The 18,317-nt window shown below is 63.5% G+C and carries 12 protein-coding genes; 5 read left to right on the top strand and 7 right to left on the bottom strand.

Going from position 1 to position 18,317, the window contains the following annotated elements; translation table 11 throughout:
* Positions 1-267: 267 nt before the first annotated feature.
* Entirely contained in the window at positions 268-468 is a 201-nt protein-coding gene (locus tag EXN22_RS04550) for a Flp family type IVb pilin (RefSeq protein ID WP_130262949.1), read from the top strand.
* 63 nt (positions 469-531) lie between these two features.
* Positions 532-939 (top strand): response regulator, encoded by a 408-nt coding sequence (locus tag EXN22_RS04545; RefSeq protein ID WP_130262948.1) that lies wholly within the window; start codon positions 532-534, stop codon positions 937-939.
* 44 nt (positions 940-983) lie between these two features.
* Here EXN22_RS04545 and EXN22_RS04540 read toward each other — a convergent pair whose 3' ends face one another.
* Both EXN22_RS04540 and pbpC read right to left on the bottom strand, forming a co-directional pair.
* Complete coding sequence (locus tag EXN22_RS04540) at positions 984-2,651, bottom strand: ShlB/FhaC/HecB family hemolysin secretion/activation protein (protein ID WP_130262947.1); 1,668 nt, start codon at positions 2,649-2,651, stop codon at positions 984-986.
* A 98-nt stretch (positions 2,652-2,749) separates the two neighbouring features.
* Positions 2,750-5,104, bottom strand: coding sequence for a peptidoglycan glycosyltransferase PbpC (gene pbpC / locus EXN22_RS04535; RefSeq protein ID WP_130262946.1), 2,355 nt, complete (start codon positions 5,102-5,104; stop codon positions 2,750-2,752).
* Positions 5,105-5,208: 104 nt separating this feature from the next.
* Here pbpC and EXN22_RS04530 point away from each other — a divergent pair, with 104 nt between their 5' ends.
* Positions 5,209-5,502, top strand: a complete 294-nt coding sequence (locus tag EXN22_RS04530; protein WP_038997361.1) for a hypothetical protein — start codon at positions 5,209-5,211, stop codon at positions 5,500-5,502.
* A gap of 82 nt (positions 5,503-5,584) precedes the next feature.
* On the opposite strand, the gene EXN22_RS04525 is transcribed toward EXN22_RS04530, so the two are convergent.
* Complete coding sequence (locus EXN22_RS04525; protein WP_130262945.1) at positions 5,585-10,549, bottom strand: alpha-2-macroglobulin family protein; 4,965 nt, start codon at positions 10,547-10,549, stop codon at positions 5,585-5,587.
* A gap of 147 nt (positions 10,550-10,696) precedes the next feature.
* Between EXN22_RS04525 and EXN22_RS04520 the strand changes: the two genes are divergently transcribed.
* Positions 10,697-12,040: an MATE family efflux transporter gene (locus EXN22_RS04520; RefSeq protein WP_130262944.1), complete on the top strand. Its 1,344-nt coding sequence runs from the start codon at positions 10,697-10,699 to the stop codon at positions 12,038-12,040.
* Between the two features lie 64 nt (positions 12,041-12,104).
* Here the strand turns inward: EXN22_RS04520 and speA are convergent, their stop codons facing one another.
* From speA to EXN22_RS04500, 4 genes are all read right to left on the bottom strand, one after another.
* Complete coding sequence (speA, locus tag EXN22_RS04515) at positions 12,105-14,018, bottom strand: arginine decarboxylase (protein ID WP_130262943.1); 1,914 nt, start codon at positions 14,016-14,018, stop codon at positions 12,105-12,107.
* Between the two features lie 153 nt (positions 14,019-14,171).
* Positions 14,172-14,543: a translation initiation factor Sui1 gene (locus EXN22_RS04510; RefSeq protein WP_130262942.1), complete on the bottom strand. Its 372-nt coding sequence runs from the start codon at positions 14,541-14,543 to the stop codon at positions 14,172-14,174.
* Between the two features lie 193 nt (positions 14,544-14,736).
* Positions 14,737-15,273: an NUDIX hydrolase gene (locus EXN22_RS04505; protein WP_130262941.1), complete on the bottom strand. Its 537-nt coding sequence runs from the start codon at positions 15,271-15,273 to the stop codon at positions 14,737-14,739.
* A 4-nt stretch (positions 15,274-15,277) separates the two neighbouring features.
* Positions 15,278-16,351, bottom strand: a complete 1,074-nt coding sequence (locus EXN22_RS04500; protein ID WP_130262940.1) for a DUF2333 family protein — start codon at positions 16,349-16,351, stop codon at positions 15,278-15,280.
* Positions 16,352-16,634: 283 nt separating this feature from the next.
* Here EXN22_RS04500 and EXN22_RS04495 point away from each other — a divergent pair, with 283 nt between their 5' ends.
* Positions 16,635-18,251, top strand: coding sequence for a response regulator (locus tag EXN22_RS04495; RefSeq protein ID WP_130262939.1), 1,617 nt, complete (start codon positions 16,635-16,637; stop codon positions 18,249-18,251).
* Positions 18,252-18,317: the final 66 nt, after the last annotated feature.

Below are 18,317 nucleotides of genomic sequence, written 5' to 3'. Positions count from 1 at the left end.
CCACAGCACTGCAGTCGGAAACAACTATTTCGCTATTTGACGGTAGCGCAGCTAAGACAAAATGCCATTACCCGTCAGATTTTTTTCCGTCGCAAAGCCGTCACCCCCCTAAAACAGCTACTTATTGGCGTCGGTTTTCGACTTATCACTTTAGTATTAATGCTTTCTTACATTTGCCGAGTTTTGCCCTCTTGACGATGCTGTGATGGCAAAGGGGAATCATCCATAACCCCTGCCACCTGCGCCCCGAGCGCAAGGAGAAATGCCATGCGTCTTTCCCACGTCCTCAAAAGCTGCAAAGAGTTCTTCTACCGCAAGGATGGCGCCTCCGGCATCGAGTATGCGATTGCCGCGGCGATGGTAGCGGTAGTACTGACGGCCTTCATCACGCCCATTTCCGGTAGTGTGTCGTCCGTCATGACCAAGGTTCAGGGGGCCATGACCAAAGCGCAAAGCACCACGCCTTGAGGCGCCAGGCACTGCAGCGGTTACTCACACTTTCCCCAGTCAAGCCGTCTAAAGGACTACCCGATGCCGACCTCTTCCCCCCGGCAACAGCTACTTCTGGTAGATGACGAAGAGGACGCCTTGCTCGAACTTGCCGAACTGCTCGAGGGCGAGGGCTTTTGTTGCCACACGGCCACCTCGGTCAAACTCGCCCTGCAACAGCTCACTCGCCACCCGGACGTGGCACTGGTCATCACCGACCTGCGCATGCCGGAGGAAAGCGGTATTTCTCTGATCAGGCGCCTGCGCGAGCACACCGCCAGGCAACACCTGCCAGTGATCGTCACCTCCGGGCATGCCGACATGGATGACATCAGCGACCTGCTGCGCCTGCAGGTGCTGGACCTGTTCCGCAAGCCCATCTACCACACCCGCCTGCTGGAAACCCTGGACAACCTGTTCCCCAAGCCACGGATGCAGTTGGTGCAGTAAAGCTCCGTGGGCTTGTGGGAGCGGGCTTGTCCCGCGATAACGACCTACAACTGCACACTGAAACTCAAACTCACCCGCGGCTCCCGGTCAAAGCTGTCGAGGGCAACGTCTGATAGCGGCTTGGCCAGCTCCAGGGCGATGTTGTAGAAGCGCCCATCCCCAATACGCACCCCCAACGCCGCTGAAGACAGGCGCGAATCACGCAGGTCGACCTCATTGAACCAGGTCCGCGCAGTATCCAGTACGGCGTAGGGTTGCAGCAGTCTTACCCAGCGGCCATCGCCGTTGAAGCTGTAGTTGAGCTCATACGCCAGCCCCCAGCCTTTATCGCCCAGGGCCTGGTCTGCGGGATAACCACGGGCAAAGCTTTGCCCGCCAAACACCACCCGCTCACTGTCGGGGAGGCTGTCACCGCTCCAGTACAAGGCCGCCGAGGCCACCCCTTGCCAGTTGCCGAACAGTCGGTCGCTCTGCAACCCGGACAGACGCAAGCGCAGGAAGTCCAGGTCAAAGTCGCTGTTGGTTTTCGCCCCCAGGTAATCGAGGCCCTGGTAGGCACCGCCACTGACAATCCGCAACTGCTCGGCATCCGCCTTGCGCCATTCCCCTTCAAACCCCAGGGCGCGCACATCGGTGCGATTGCTCAGGCGCAAGGGGCCTTCGACTGCGCGGTACAACACGTCGTCATTGACCATGTAGAAGCGCGCGGCAACGTTGAGCGATTCACCGGGTGCCGCCAGCAGCACCTGGCTCAGGCCGGCCGAAAAGCGGTCGTTCTCACGATGGGCCTTGAGCTGGGTGCGGTCAGCGAGCAGCACCTGGGCACTGGGGTCGCTGTCGTAACGTGATGCCGACAGATGCAATTGGCTACCCTGATCGTCCAGGTACTGTGAGTAATCCAGGCGAAAGTAGCTTTCGTGATCCTCCCCGCGCGGCGCCAGGGCCGTAATACTGAATTGTTCGGCAAGCGCTGTCTGCGCGTTGCTGCTCAGGCTGAGCAACGCCTGAGGGTCGTCACGCGTGCCATCGGTAGCGGTCAGGGCGCCGCTGAACGGGCGACGTGTGGCCTCGACGATCAGGCGGCTGGTGCCATGGCCGGCCTGTGCAGGGGACAGTCGCGCCTGCAGGCTGAAGCCCGGCAGGCGACTCATCAAGGCGATATAACGCTCGAAAGTGGCGCGGGTCAGCGGCCGCTCGGCCTTGAGCCTGCCTACCAGCTTTTCCACATAGGCCACCGCCGGGCCCACTTCACCGTGCAGCTCAAGATCATCGATGTAGCCTTCGACCAACACCACCCGCACCCGGCCATCGGCAAAGTCCTGCTCGGGCAGATAGGCATGGGACAGCAGGTAGCCGTCCTGCTGATAGCGCTGGGTCAGCCGCTGGGTCGCATCGATCAGCTCGCCCAGGCTGACGTCGCGGTTGACCAGGCTTTGATAGTTGTCGCGCAGGTCACTCAACGGATAAATGCTGCCGCCTTCGAAACGCACCTTGCGCAGCAGGATCCGTGTGTCCCGTCGCAGCGGTTGGGCCTGGCTGACCGGAACGGGCACCAACACCTGCGGGTTGCTCGGCCGGTAGGCATCGGCCGGCAAATTGGCGGCAGGCAGGTTGCGTTCAATTTCGTGGCTGTCGAGAAAACGCGGCAGGGGTTCGCCAGTGGTCAGGCTCGCCCAGGACACCCCAACTATCGCGACAGCCAGCACACGCATCGGACACTCCATGATCCCGAACAGTACGAAGCCGCCAGGGCAGCGGCCTCGTCAATCCAAGCGTAGGTGCTGGCTCCGGCAACGTCTAATCGGCGCGGTCACTCATTGACCTGGAACTCGACCCGGGCCGTTTCGCCGCTTTCATCCAGGGCGCTCAATTCGAAGCGCCCGGCCTGGTCGAAGCTCGCCGTGAGGTTTTCCTGGCCCGTGGTTTCACCCAGTGGCGCGCCATTGAGGAACCACCAATGACGACCGTTACCGCCAAGGGCCGATACCTTGAATCGCAACGGCTCGCTGCTGGTGGCCGGGCGGCGTAACTGATCGCCCTGGCGCACCCCGACGATCGACAACGGCGGCGCACTGGACGGCACCTGCGGCGGGCACTGCGCATCGACCTTGGGCAGGCGCGCCTCACGGCGCTCCACCCGGGGCAACCAGGGCTCCAGGGGGGACGGCCACAGGGCAATGTCCCGGGCCTGGGCGCCGGCACAGGTGGCATCGACGCGCAAGCCCTGGGCATTGACCCAGACCATTTCGCGCAAGCCGACGCTCAGCGGCTGGTCCTGGGCCAACAAGGTCGGCGGCGTGGTGCCGTCCAGGGTCCAGGCGAAGCGCTGGCGCCGGCAGTTCGGGTCCTGCCGGGCCATGGGCTGCCCCAGCGGCCAGCAGATCGCCGCAACGCCCACGTTGGCCGGCACCGCCGCCACCGGTACAGCGATGCCGCGCTGGCTGTCGCGGTTGCTCAGCACATCATGCACCTGCAGCATCAACGGCGCCGCCGAAGCCAGGCCGAACTGCCCCGGCACCGGCGTGCCATCCGGGCGGCCGATCCAGATACCGATCAGGTAGCGCGGGCCCACACCGATCGACCAGGCATCACGAAAGCCATAGCTGGTGCCGGTCTTCCAGGCCAGTTGCGGACGCTGTACCAGCTCGGCATGAGGATCGCGATCCGGGCGGGCCTGACCGCTGAGGATACGCCGGATGATCCAGGCACTGCCCGGCGACAGCAGACGCCGCTCAAGCAATGGATCATCCGGTTGCAAGCGAATCGGCGCGCTCAAGCCATTGCGGGAAAACGCCGCGTAACCACCGACCAGGTCCTCCAGGCGGCTGCCCGCACCGCCAAGAATCAATGACAGGTTCGGCTCGGCCAGTGGCGGCAAGATCAGTGGCACGCCGCCGCTGCGCATCTGTGCGGCAAAGCGTTTCGGCCCGTAGGCTTCAAGCAGCTGTACTGCTGGCAGATTCAATGACAAGGCCAGGGCAGAACTGGCCGCCACCGGCCCGCTGAAGCCCATGGAGAAATTGCCCGGGCGGTAATCGCCATAACGCCGCGGCACATCCTGCAGCAATGACTCGGAATGGATCAGCCCCTCGTCCATGGCCATGCCAAAAAGGAAGGGTTTGAGGGTCGAACCCGGGGAACGCAGTGCGCTGATCATGTCGACATGACCAAAGCGGCGCTCATCATTGAGGTCGACCGAGCCCAGGTACGCGCGCACCGCCATGTTCTGCGCCTCGACCACCAGGATCGCCGCCGAGGTGCGTTCTGGCAGCCGCGCCCGCCAGCCCAGCAACAGGTCTTCCAGACGCCGTTGCAACGAGGCATCGAGGGTGGTGCGAATCAAGGGCGGGCTGTGTGGCCGGTTCAGGCGTCGCGCCAGCAAGGGTGCCAAGGCCGGCTCCTGCCGTGGCGCCAGCAACATGGGCTCTTCCTCAGCCTCGGCGACTCGCTGCTGCGGCCAGACCTGATACTCGGCCAGGCGCTGCAGTACCTTGTCCCGTGCAGCCTGGGCACGTTCGGGATGGCGGTCCGGGCGCAAACGGCTGGGCGCTTGCGGCAGTACTGCGAGCAAGGCCGCTTCTGAGGGTGTCAGGTGCATCGGCGACTTGCCAAGGTAGGCCCAGCTGGCTGCGGCGACGCCCTCCAAGGTACCGCCGAAGGGTGCGCGATTGAGGTAGATCTCAAGGATCTGCGCTTTCGACAGGTGCCACTCCAGCTGCGCGGTACGCCACAACTGGCGCAGCTTGCCAGGCAGTGTGCGCGAATGCGGATCGAGCAGGCGCGCCACCTGCATCGACAGGGTGCTGCCGCCAGACACCACCCGACCGCCGTGCAGGTTCTGCCAGGCCGCCCGCGCCAGCGCCAGCGGGTTGACCCCGGGATGGTGGTAGAACCAACGGTCCTCGTAAGTCAGCAACGCCTCCAGGTAATAGGGCGAAACCTGCTCGGCACTGACCGGGTAGCGCCACACCCCGTCGGCATCGGCGAAGCGCCACAGCGGCGTGCCGTCTTCGGCCAGCACCACACGGGCCAGATCATCGGCCGGCATCGGCAACGGCCAGAGACGGTCAGCGAGCCATAACAAGGCGACAAGCAGCAACGCGATGGCGAACAGCCGGCCCAGTGGTTTTCCGAGGGCGCCCCGCAGGCGAGCTAAGATGTGCATCAGGCCCTCTCGGTGTAACGGCTACGCAGGGAACCGAACCGGTTCGCGCACGGCCAAAGGCGTGGCAATGGCGCATTCGCCGAATTGATCATCAGGAAGCAACTATGCATGTAGAAGGTTTTTTCGAGTGGCTCGGCCAGGCGCTGGGCGCGGTGATCCGGTTTATCGTCGACGGCCTGAGCGGGCTGTTCAACCTGCTGGCCAACGCCGGTGGCAATTTCATCGAGGGCCTGTCACGCACCCTGGGCATGGACACTTCGCTGGTCAGCATCCTCGCCCTGATCATCGGCCTGATGCTGCTGTACTCGGCGATCCGCGCCTTTATGCGCGCCTCGATCATACTCGGCATCATCTGGCTGGTGCTGGGCTTGTGGGTGCTGAGCTGGATCATTCACTGATTTAAAGTGCGACGACCTGACTTGCTCCGCGATAGGGCCAGTGTGGCCTTATCGCGGGGCAAGCCCGCTCCTGCCGCTGCGGTCAGCGGCCTTTGACCACCAGCTCCGTAGGTGCTTCGCCCACCGCGTTGTAGTTGGGCCGGTACATCGACTCGACTTGCGGCGGTGGTACCTTGTAGGTCCCCGGGGTTACTGCCCGGGCCAGGTACAGCAAGTGGGTGGTGTAGTAGCCGTCGATGTTCAGCGCTGCTACGTAGCGGTCATCGCGAAACTCCTGATGCACCACGTTGGCGTTCTGCATCGATTCACGCCACTCCTTCACCGCACTGCTGGCGTTCTCAAGGCTGGCCGCGCTTTGTGCCAGGTTCTGGTTTTCCAGTTCCAGGCCCGCCGGCAGCAGGTCGACCACCAGCGCGTCCGGCACCTGGGTGTTGGCCGTCACCGCCAGGTGCACCAGCACCAGGTCACCGCTCTTGAGCGCCTTGATGTCCAGCGCCTGGCCATTCATGCCGAGGAACTCGCGGCGAATGGTCATGCCGCTGCCACGGGCAACCGGGGCCTGACGCGGATAACCGGACAGGGTCAGTTGCTGGAACAGCGTCTGGCTGCCTTCGTTCTGGATGGTCAGTGGCGAGGCCAGCAATGAGCCCTCGAGTTTCATCCCCGATTGCTCGGGATTGAACTCGCGCACTTCACCGGCGCTGTCCAGGCGCGCCGACCATTTGCTTTCCGGCTTGCCCAGCAGACCACGACCGGCAAGGAACAGCGCGTTACGCTCCTGGGTCGACAACCAGCGGTTGGCGGCCATCTGGTCAGCCAACTCGAACAGGCGGCCATCGATCTTGTCGCTGGCCAGGTTGTTCTCGGCCAGCAGCGAGAGGATCAGCGCCTGGTCCCGCACGGAGCTTCCGTAGTCGCCCATCCAGGTGTTGTCGCTACGCGTGACTGCCAGGCCCGCCTGCAGCGCCTGTTGCGCGCGTGGCTTGTCGCCCATCTTGTCCAGGGCGATCGCCAGTTGTACCAACGGCAGGCCCGAACGGGCATCGCTGCGCCGCTCGAACAGGCTGCGCAAGGCGCCCAGCGGCGCCTGTTGGGTACGTGCCAGCACCAGGGCAGCATACGACTGCACGGCGAAACGGCTGTGTTCGGAGTTCTGGCTGTAGTTGACCTCGATCAGGTTGCGCTCCTGCAGGTAACGCAGCAGGCGCTCGCTGGCCTTTTTCAGGGCCTCGGGCGGTACCGCATAACCCTGCTCGCGGGCACGCAGGAGGAAATCGGTGACATAGGCGCTCAGCCAGAACTCCTCCTGATCATCGGCACTCCACAGGCCAAAGCTGCCGTTGTAGCGCTGCATGCCCAGCAGGTGCTCGATGCCCATCTCGATCTTGCGCTTGCGTACATCCGCCGTTTCGCCCTTGATGCCAAGACGCTTGAGGGTCGCGGCATCGGCGTACAGCGATGGGTACAGACCGCTGGTGGTCTGCTCCAGGCAGCCATACGGATAAGCTTCGAGGGCGCGGATCTGTTCGGCCAGGTTCAGCGGCGGCCGGCTCGACAGCGCCAGAGAGGCTTCAAGCCCGGCAGGTTCGAACAACGCAAGGTCGGCGTCCGGCAGCGTCCATGGCTGGTCTTTGAGTGCCACCCGATAGTGCTGCAGCATCGCCGGATAAGCCGGGCGAACGCCCAGGGTCCAGTCGCGGCTGAACGCCGTGGCCGACTCGCCCGGCAGTTGCAGGCCCTGCACCTCGACCTTGACCTTGCCCTGGCCCAGGCCACCGGTGGCCTGTACCGGTACCAGCAGGGTGACGCGCTTGCCCTCGGTAAGGCTCAAGGTCTGCTGGGCTTCACCGAGCAGGTTCAACTGGCCTTCGGTGCTCAAGCGAACGGTAACGTTTTGCGCCTTGCCCGAGAGATTGGAGAGGTCCAGCGCCAGGGTGGTGCGATCGCCACCGGCGAGGAAACGCGGCGCCGATAGCTCGGCAATCAACGGCGCGGCGACCACGGTCTTGCCCTCGGCCATACCATAGCGTTCGTTGGTCCAGGCCTGGGCCATCAGGCGCAGCTCGCCGTTGAAGTCGGGAATATCGACCGTGGCTTCGCCCTCGCCCTTGTCATTGAGAACAACCGGCGCACTTTGCTTGGCGACGATGGTCACCGTGGTGTTGGGGCGCTTGCCGCCTTTGGCCATGGCTGCGTCACCACCGAAGGCCAGGCTGGCCAGGCGGCCCTGCCCGGCTTCGATCAACTGACCGTAGATGTCCAGTTGGTCAGCGCCATAAGCCTTGCGCCCGAACATACCGGTGAACGGATCGGGGGTGGCGAATTCGGTAATGTTGAGGATACCCACGTCCACCGCCGCCAGCAGCACATGCACCTGCTTAGGCACGCTACCGTCGGCATTGCGTGCCTGCACCTTGACGGTCAGCGGCTGCTTGGGACGCATTTTCTCAGGGGCAGTGAGGGTCACCGCCAGCTTGCGCTCGTGGCGATCGAGCGGCAGGTGCAGCACACCCACGGCGCGTTTCGGCGTGGCGTTGACCTTGCGCTCGCCGGGACGGATCACCAGGGCACTGACATACAGGTCGTGGCGCGCCCACTTCGGATCGAGCTTGACGGCGAAACTCTTGCCTTCGGCCGGCACGTCGATTTCTTCCCACCACAGCGGGCCTTCGCTGGACTCGACCATCAGGTAACCGGTACCTGCGGCAGGCGGCGTAACGGTGATGTTGGCGGTGGCACCATCGGCATAGGACGGTTTGTCCAGGGCCAGCTTGACCTGATCCGGGCGCACGGCGCCGCCATCGGCGTTGTCCTGGGCGCGGTAACCGGCCCAGAAGCGTCCGCTCGATACCAGGCCGGTCTGCGGGTCTTCGACCTCGACGCGGTACGGGCCCCAGTCAACCAGGAAGTTCACCCGTGCGGTGGAGCCGGCTTTGACATTGACCGTCTCTTCGTTCTGGATCAGGTACTTCTCGTTGTAGTTGTAGCTCCAACCGTCGCTCTGCGAGTAGTTCCAGTAGTAGTCGCGACGCTCGCGAATCAGCCGTACCTTGAGGTTGTTGACCGCCAACTTGTTGCCTTGGGGGTCGGCCACCAGCACCTCGAACTCCACTGGGCCTTCGCCGTCGGTCTCTTCACCTTCGAACAGGCCACGCAAGCCAGGCAGACGCGCGGCCGGCCAGATAGGTTGCTCCAGGCGACGGGTGATCGGCCGGCCACCGGACTCCTGCAGGCTGGCCTGCACGGTCAGTTGCAGCGGCGAACGGGCTTCGGACCATTTGCTTTCGATGTTCAGGGTGGTTTTACCCGAAGCATCGAGCGTGACTTCGTCCAGTTCCAGGTCCTGGCTCAGTTCCTCCTCGGTGATCGAGCCGAACTGGTAGCCCGGCAGTCCCGGTACCGCTTCACGCAGCGGGCGTACATAGGCCTGGCCGCTCAGGCGGTTACCCGAGGCCGGAGCACCGTACAAGTAGCGGCCATTGACCTTGATCTGCGCGGTTTGATCCGGGCTCAGCGGTTTGTCGCTGCCTTTGAGCTCCAGCGCCAGGCGCTCGGGCAGGAAGTCTTCGACGAGGAACTCGAACACCTGCTTCTTGCCGCCGCCGAGATCGAACAGCAACTGCCAGCGCCCGGTCGGCGCCTCGTCGGCCAGTTGCAGCTGGTACTGATAGAAACCATTGGCATCGGCTTCCCAGACGAACTTGCGGCTGATCTGCTCGTCCGGACGGCGCACTTCCACGGTCACCGGCTGCGGCTTGAGCGGGCGGCCATCCTGGTCGCGCAGCAAGCCATTGAGCAACACGATTTCACCCGGGCGGTAGAGATCGCGCGGGCCGAACACAAAGAACTGCAACGGGTTGGCCTGAGGGCCGGTGATGTCGAATTCGGCCAGGTCCAGGGCCGCACTGTTCAGGCGCAGCATGGTGGTGTGCACGCCCTGTTTGGCCAGCAGGGTTTCGGCTTTGGGTGGTGTCGGCAGTTGGGCATGACCGTCGCTGTCGGTCTTGGCCTGGGCCAGCACGCGGCCTTCACCGTCGAGCAGTTCCAGCTCGACAGCGCTCAGCGCCTTGCCACCTTCCAGGCCCTGGGTGAAGACGTCCAGGCGGTTCTGGTAACGGTGGGCCGAGACGCCGATGTCACTGAGGGTGAACAGCGTCGCCGGTTGCGAGTAGTCGTAGGTACCCGAAGCGCGCATCACCGCCAGGTACACGCCTGGTTCCTGCAGCGGCTTGATACCGGCGATCGGCAGCAGCACGGTTTCGCGGGTGTTCTTTGCCGGGTTGAGGTCGAAGCGGCCGCCGTAGACCAGGTCGGCCATGTCCAGGGTTTCCTTGGACTGGTAGTAGTAAAGGCTGCTATTGCGACCCCAGGCGGCGAGGAACGGCGACAGTTTTTCAGGTTTGATGCGGAAGAACTCGACATCGACCTTGTTGACGTTCAGGGCGATCACCGGCAAGCCTTCGGCCAGACGGGTCGGCAACAACGAACCGCGACTGGCGAAGCCGATGGTCGACTGCATGTCGCGGGTTTCCAGGCGGCTGATCGACTCGGCGGGCAGGCGCTTGCCATTGACCGCGAGCAGGCCGGCGTCGATGGTCAGCACCAGCTTGCGCTGCGGCTCCAGGTGGCGCAAGCGCAGCTCCATCTTGTTGGCAGAGAGTTCCCAGGCACCGTCAACCTTGCCTTTGACGGTATCGACCAGGTGCACCTTGTCAGCGAAGTTCTGCTGGTCATCCAGCGGGACCGAGAAGGTCAGGGCCAGGGCGCTGGCGCCATCGACCTGCACTTCCGAGACATCCACCACGCTCAGTTCGCGGCCCGCATAGCGCTTGGCCTGGGTCGCGGCATCGTCCTTGGCTTCTGCGGGTTTTTCCGCTTGCGGTTGCGCTGCCGGTGCAGCCGGTTCGGCCGGAGCCGGAGCTGCGGGTTGGTCCTGGGTCTGCGCAGGCGGTTCGGCGGGTGCCGAGGCCGGTTTGTCCGGGGCAGACGAATCGCAGGCACTGAGCAAGGCCAGCGCGCAGGCCAGCAACAATCCTTTGTTGAGCATGGGAGTAGTAACTCTCGGGCAGCGGAATCTTAGGGGTGCACTATATATCAACCGCGTCGCAACGGTGATAGGGCGCGCGGATGTGAGACCGCCTTCGCACGATTTAGTGCCCGCAGCGGCTACAATGCCGGCTCGCCAGGAGCCTCCATGTCCCGTTTGCTGACCGACTGGCGCGACCGCCCGACCCACATCAAGGTCTGGGCGCTGGCCGCGCCGATGATACTTTCAAATATTTCCGTGCCCCTGGTGGCCCTGGTCGATAGCGCCGTGATCGGCCATCTGCCCCATGCCCATCAGCTTGGCGCAGTGGCGGTGGGCGCCAGCCTGTATACCTTCCTGGCCTGGGTCATGGGCTTTCTGCGCATGGGTTCGACCGGCTTCGCCGCCCAGGCGGCGGGGCGCGCCGACGGCGCAGGATTACGCCAGGTGTTGCTGCAAGGCCTGCTGCTGGCGCTGTTGTTTGCTCTGCTGCTGGGTTTACTGGCACTGCCATTGAGCCACCTGGCGCTGCAACTGATGCAGCCCACGGCGGCGCTGGAGCAATCCACTCACGACTTCTTCCAGACCCGCCTGCTGGGCCTGCCGGCGGCGCTGGCCAGCTTTGCCCTGGTCGGCTGGTTCCTCGGCACCCAGAACGCCAAGGCGCCACTGGCGATCCTGTTGACCACCAACCTGCTCAACATCGCCCTCAACCTGTGGTTCGTGCTCGGCCTGGACTGGGGCGTGATCGGTTCGGCGCGCGCCTCAGTGATTGCCGAATGGAGCGCCGCCCTGCTCGGCCTGGCCCTGACCCGCCCGGCCCTGCGCGCCTTTCCCGGGAAGATTGCCTGGGCGCGACTGGCGCGCTGGCAAAGCTGGCGGCCGCTGCTCAGTGTCAACCGCGACATCTTTATCCGCAGCCTGGCACTGCAGGCAGTGTTCTTCCTGATCACCGTGCAAGGCACTCGCCTGGGTGAAGCCACCGTGGCAGCCAACGCCCTGCTGCTCAACGGCCTGCTGCTTACCGCTTATGCCCTGGATGGCCTGGCCCATGCGGTGGAGGCGCTGTGCGGGCATGCCATCGGCGCCGGTGATCGCCAGGCGCTGCGGCGTTCGCTGACCGTCGCCTGCGGCTGGTCGCTGCTGGCCAGCAGCGGTTTTGCGGTGTTGTTCCTGCTGGGGGGGCATCTGTTCATCAACATGCAGACCGATATCGTCAACGTACGCGATACCGCTTACCAGTACCTGCCTTACCTGGCACTGTTGCCGTTGATTGCGGTGTGGAGTTATCTACTGGATGGTTTGTTCATCGGCGCCACGCGGGCGCGGGAGATGCGCAATGCGATGCTGCTCAGCGTGGTCATAGCCCTGCCGTTCGCCTATGTCGCCCGGGACCTGGGCAACCACGGCCTGTGGCTGGGGTTTCTGCTGTTCATGGCGTTGCGCGGGGTGACGCTGGGGGTGATGGGCTGGCGGTTGCAGCGGCGTGATGGGTGGTTCGGGCGGCGATAGTCTAGAAGCATCGCGGGGCAAGCCCGCTCCCACAATGTGGGAGCGGGCTTGCCCCGCGATGGCATCAGCTCGACAGGTAAGACGAGCGGGTCAGCCCCAGACGCAGCGCGTCGAGGAACTGGGTCTTTTCACGGGCCGTGATCTTGGCGCTGGCGCACTTGTCGCGGTAGTGAGTCATCAACTCCTCCGGCGACAAGTGCACGTAGCGCAGCATGTCTTCGATGGTGTCATGGGTCTCGATCCCGGCGTGGTACACGCTGCCGTTCGGATTCTGGTAGATGTTCACCGAGTCGGTGTCACCGAACAGGTTGTGCATGTCACCGAGGATTTCCTGGTAGGCACCGACCAGGAAGATCCCCAGCAGGTAGTCTTCGCCCTCGTTGATGGCGTGCACTGGCAGGCTGGTCTCGATGCTCTGCTCGTCGACGTACTGGTTGATCTTGCCGTCCGAATCGCAGGTCAAATCTTGCAGCACGGCGCGGCGCAGCGGCTCTTCGTCCAGCCGGTGCAGCGGCAGGATCGGCAGGACCTGGCCGATCGCCCAGGTATCGGGCAGGCTCTGGAACACCGAGAAGTTGCAGATGTACTTGTCGGCCAGCTTGTCGTTGAGTTCGTCGAGCACCTGGCGGTGCGAGCGCTGACGGGCCTTGAGCGAGTTGTGCAGGCGCCGGCAAACGGCAAAGTAGCACTGCTCGGCCAGGGCTTTCTCGGCCAGGGTGATCTTGCCGTCGGCGTACTGGGCAGCCACGTCGCTCATGTAGTGGGTGGCGCGCCAGTAGGTCTCGGTGACCATCTCGATATCGGTCGGGCCCAAGAGGTCAACCAGCCACTGCACGGTCTCGGGCAGGCTTTGCTTGTTGTCGATCACCGGCACTTCGTCGTTGTGCTTCTCGACGTCGGTCACCTGCACCACCAGCATGGCATGGTGCGCAGTCAGCGCACGGCCGCTCTCGGAGAAGATGTGCGGATGCGGCAGGCCCTGGGCATCGCAGAACTCCTTGAGCATACCAACCACGACACCGGCGTAGTCGTCCATGTCGTAGTTGATCGAGCTGGCGTTGCGCGAGTGGGTACCGTCGTAGTCCACGCCCAGGCCGCCGCCGACGTCGATATGATCGACCGGCAGGCCCAACGCACGCAGTTCACCGTAGTAACGGATGGCTTCCTTGAAACCGTGCTGGTAGTCGGCCAGGTTGGCGATCTGCGAGCCCATGTGGAAGTGCAGCAGGCGGATGCCCTGGTCCAGGCCGGCATCGCGGAAGCGCTGGACCACCGAGATCAATTGTGCCGCCGACAGGCCGAACTTGGACTTCTCGCCACCGGTATCGGCCCACTTGCTCGACGCCAACGACGACAGGCGCACGCGCAGGCCAACCTGTGGCTTGACCTTGAGCTCGGCTGCCTCCTCGATCACCAGCGCCACTTCCGACTCTTTCTCGATGACGATGAAAACGTTGTGCCCCAGCTTCTGGCCCATCAGCGCCAGGCGGATGAACTCGCGGTCCTTGTAGCCGTTGCAGACGATGGTGCCGCCCTTCGGCGCCAGCGCCAGCACGGCCAGCAGCTCAGGCTTGGAACCGGCTTCCAGGCCAATGGAGACGTTCTGGGTGGCGATGATGTTCTCCACCACCGCTTCTTGCTGGTTGACCTTGATCGGGTACAGGGCGGTGTACTGGCTCTGGTACTCCAGGCGCGCGATGTTGGCATCGAAGGCGCCGGTCAGCTGGCGCACGCGGTCCTGGAGGATGTCCGGGAAACGAACCAGCAGCGGCAGCGACAGGCCGCTCTTGCGCAGTTCGTCAACCTGTTCGAACAGGTCGATCGGCGCACTGCCTGGCCCGTTCGGGCGGACTTCGACGCGCCCGGCCTCGTTGATTGCGAAGTAACCGGCCCCCCAATGGCGAATGCCGTAAACACTGCGGCTGTCCGCAACTGTCCATTGGCTGCCATCGTCTTTGCGTGTGCGTCGTACGGACATTGAAGTCCCCTATATAGAAAGTCGAAAAACACCGGCCGGCATGGGGCGGGCGCAGTGTAAAACCTGAAAGTGACGATTATCCGTGTTCAGGGATAGACCCTGGCGACGGGAACGAGTTTAGAAAGCCAATGGCAAAAAATCGCGTTGCAGCGTTCAGCCGCCGGATTTTTTCGCTTTGAAGCCCTGTTTGATCAGTTCGGCCAGTAACAGCTCGACATGATCGCCCTGGATTTCGATGACCCCGTCTTTCAACGCGCCGCCGGTTCCGCAGCGACGCTTGAGCGTGCCGGCCAGATCCTTGAGCTGTTCCAGGGGCAGCGGCACGCCGCTGATGGTCGTCACCGTCTTGCCGCCACGGCCCTTGCTTTCGCGACGCACGCGAGCAATGCCATCGCCTTCGGGGATGAGCGTCTGTTTGCAGATGCAGGCATCTATGGGTTTGCTGCAGTCCGGGCAATGCCGACCTGCATCGGTGGAGAACACCAGGCCACCGAGGGCGGCGAATGATGCGGCTTTCTTGGCCACGTTTGATCCTCTACGGTGAGGATAAAAACTGGTCGACGCCCCTGGCGGGGTACCGACCGCGAAGCCCCACTCTGGCAGGGGCAGCGCAACTGCCGCATGGAGCGTGCGGCAGCCTTGAAGGCCGCGCAGTGTAACGATAAATGTCGCGAATGCTAAGTACAAAACTGCGCCATTTTGTATGTGATTCGCGACGTCAGGCTTGACGGTCGATGTAGCGCTGCAACGCCGCCAGCGAATCAGGGCAATATGGCTGTTGCCGGCTGTCGGCCAGGGCCTGCTCGACGGGGATGAAGCGCGCTTCGCTGACCTCTTCCGGTTGCAGGCGCAAAGGCCCGTCCCAGACCGCCGAGAACACTGCGCACCAGAGCCGGTTGCCCGGTTGATCAAAGAAAAAGCACTCGTGGGCGGTGAGCTCGACCCCGCTTACTCCCAGTTCTTCTTCCAGTTCGCGGGCTGCCGACTTGGCAAAGCTCTCGTCGGCCTGGACCATGCCACCGGCTGCCACATCCCAGTACCCCGGGTAGATCGCCTTGCTTTCGGTACGCCGATGCACGCATAACTCACCGGCGCAGTTGAACAGCAGGATGTAGGTACCACGACCGATCAGGCCGCGTTCGCGCAGTTCGCCACGGGGCAAGGCGCCGAGCAACTGATCGTCTTTGTCGACCCAGGCAATCAGTTCGAGGTCGGAGGCGGCGCGGTGCGCCGCTTCCTGCTTGGAGATAGACACCGGATCAGCCCTGGGTCAGCAGTTGACGCAGGTCGATCACCGCAGCGTTGGCCCGCGAGATGTAGTTGGCCATGACCAGCGAGTGGTTGGCCCACATGCCAAAACCGCTGCCGTTGAGCACCATCGGGCTCCACAGTGGCTCCTGCGAGGCTTCCAGTTCACGGATGATCTGCCGCACGCTGACCGTGGCGTTCTTCTTCGCCAGCACGTCGGCGAAGTCGACCTCGATGGCGCGCAGCAGGTGCGACAGCGCCCAGGCCTGGCCGCGGGCTTCATAGAAGACGTTGTCGATCTGCAGCCACGGGGTTTCCACCACTTCCTCGTCAAGCTGCGGCACCTGCCCCGGGACCACCGACTCGGTCTTCAGGGTGCTGTTGAGCTTGACCCGGCCAACACTGGCCGACAGCCGCTGCGACAGCGAGCCCAGGCGAGTGGCGACGTCGCCCAGCCAGTTGTTGAGGTTGTCGGCGCGGGTGTAGAACAGCGCGCCCTGCTGTTCCGGCGAGGCCAGGCGGTTCTGGTAGCGGGTCAGCGAATTGATGCCTTCCTGGAACTCGGATTCGCTCGACGGCAGGATCCAGCTCTTGTTGTCGAAGTTGAAACGTGGCTCGGCCTTGGCCAGGTCAGCGTCTTCGGTGGACTGCGACTGCGAGCGGGCAAAGTCCTTGCGCAGGGCGCGGCTCAGGTCGCGCACCTGGACCAGCACGCCGTATTCCCAACTGGGCATGTTGTCCATCCACAGGCCTGGCGGGAAACGGTCGTTGGAAATGTAGCCGCCGGGCTTGTTGAGCAGCGTACCGGCCACGGTCTTGAGGGTTTCGATGGTTGTGTAGCCGACCACCATCTGCTTGCCGGTTTTTTCCGCGGCGGCCTGGGCGTTCTGCTGCACCGGGAACAGGTCGGGCTCTTCGCTCCAGTACCAACCCAGGCCCACGCACACCAGCAGGTACAGGCCGATCAGCGAACCCAGGGCGCGGCTGAACATCAACCCGCCGAAATAGCTGCGGGTGGCGGCGGTGCGCGGCTCGACCCGCTCACGCGCCTCGGCTTTGCCTGTACGGTTTTTCCAATCCAGCATGGCGTTGTCCTTTGTGTCACGTCGGTTCAAGGGGTTCGACCGCAACCCCCGGGCTTCGTGCCAGCGCGATGGGCTTTTTGTGCCGAGCGCCACCTGCCGGGGTCGGCAAGTATCGTTGCACTATAAATCAAGCCAGCAGGATCGCATAAGCGACTCTTGAGTCAGCAATTGAATAAACAGACTTGTACAGTTAATTGATACAAGGCACTCGATTGCCGGGAAAGTGGTGCTAGCATAGAGCCATCACTCGAACTCAGCCTCACCCCTTATAAGTAGTCAGGACATGACCGAGCCAGAAGACCCGAATCGTGAGCGCCTCAAGCAACACTTTGCCCAACGGGTCATTCATCAGGCCCGGCAAATCCTCGAGATCTGGCAGCGCCTGCAGCGCAGCGAGTGGTCGACCGGCGACCTTGGCGAGCTGTGCGAAGCCAACCTGCGCCTGCAGCGCTATGCCGAGCGCTTCGAGCAACCCGAGCACAGCCAGTTGGCCGAAGCCATCGGCCAGGCGCTGGAGGCGGTCGAGGCCAACAGTGCGCGGCTGAGCAGCCAACTGATCAGTGAACTCAACCGGCTGATGCAGCGCCTGTCACGCACCGGCCTGCGCCAGGGCGACCAGCTTGAGCAAGTGCCGCTGCCGCCCTTGCGCAAGCCGGTGTACATCATGCTCCAGGACCACGACCGCGCCGAACGCCTGGCCCAGCAACTGGAGTTTTTCGGCTTGGGTGTACAAGCCTTGTACAGCGCCGCTGCATTCCAGTCGACCATGAGCGAACGGCTGCCCTCGGCAATCGTCATGGACGTCGACTTCACCGGCCCCGGTGTTGGCCTGCAACTGGCCGCACAGGCCCAGCAGGGGCTTGAACAGCGCATACCTTTGCTGTTCTTCAGTCTGCACGAAACCGACACCCCGACCCGCCTGGCCGCCGTACGCGCGGGCGGTCAGGAGTTCCTTACCGGCACCCTGGAAGCCTCGATCCTGCTGGAAAAAGTCGAGCTGTTGACCAGCGTCACCCAGTACGAACCCTTCAAGGTGCTGATCATTGACGATTCGCGGGCCCAGGCCCTGCACACCGAACGCCTGCTCAACAGCGCCGGGATCGTCACCCGCACCCTGATCGATCCGATCCAGACCATGGCCGAGCTTGCCGACTTCCAGCCCGACCTGATCATCCTCGACATGTACATGCCAGCCTGCAACGGCACCGAGTTGGCCAAGGTGATCCGTCACAATGACCGTTATGTCAGCGTGCCGATCATCTACCTGTCGGCCGAGGACGACCTCGACAAGCAGCTCGATGCCATGAGCGAGGGCGGTGATGACTTCTTGACCAAGCCGATACGCTCGCGCCACTTGATCACCACCGTGCGCAACCGCGCCGCGCGCGCGCGCAACCTCAAGGCACGCATGGTCCGCGACAGCCTGACCGGGCTGTACAACCACACCCACATTCTGCAACTGCTGGAAGACTGCAGCTTTCGTGCGCGTCGCGAAGAGCAGCCACTGAGCTTCGCCATGCTCGATATCGACCATTTCAAGAAGGTCAACGACAGCCACGGCCACCCCATGGGCGACCGGGTGATCAAGAGCCTGGCACTGTTTCTCAAGCAGCGCTTGCGCAAGACCGATTTCATTGGCCGCTATGGTGGCGAAGAATTTGCCATCGTCATGCCCAACACCGACCTGGGCGCGGCGCACAAGGTGCTCGACGAAATCCGTCGGCGCTTTGCCGAAATCCACTACCCGGCCCAGCCACGTGACCTTTCCTGCACCTTCAGTGCCGGCGTGGTGCAACTGAGCGAAGGCCTGGATGCCCTGAGCATGGCCACCGCCGCCGACGAAGCGCTATACCGGGCCAAAGGCGCCGGACGCAACTGCGTACAGCGGGTGGACGCGTAAAGGCCAAGTGCCAGCTTTTTTTCAGCAGTTGGCCTGCCTCGTCATAACCCGGTCATGAAAACGCAA

Origin of the sequence: Pseudomonas tructae (genome assembly GCF_004214895.1) — a bacterium.
Lineage (GTDB): Bacteria > Pseudomonadota > Gammaproteobacteria > Pseudomonadales > Pseudomonadaceae > Aquipseudomonas > Aquipseudomonas tructae.
The sequence above is the reverse complement of the archived record's forward strand: the minus strand, read 5'-3'. Positions and strand labels throughout refer to the sequence as shown.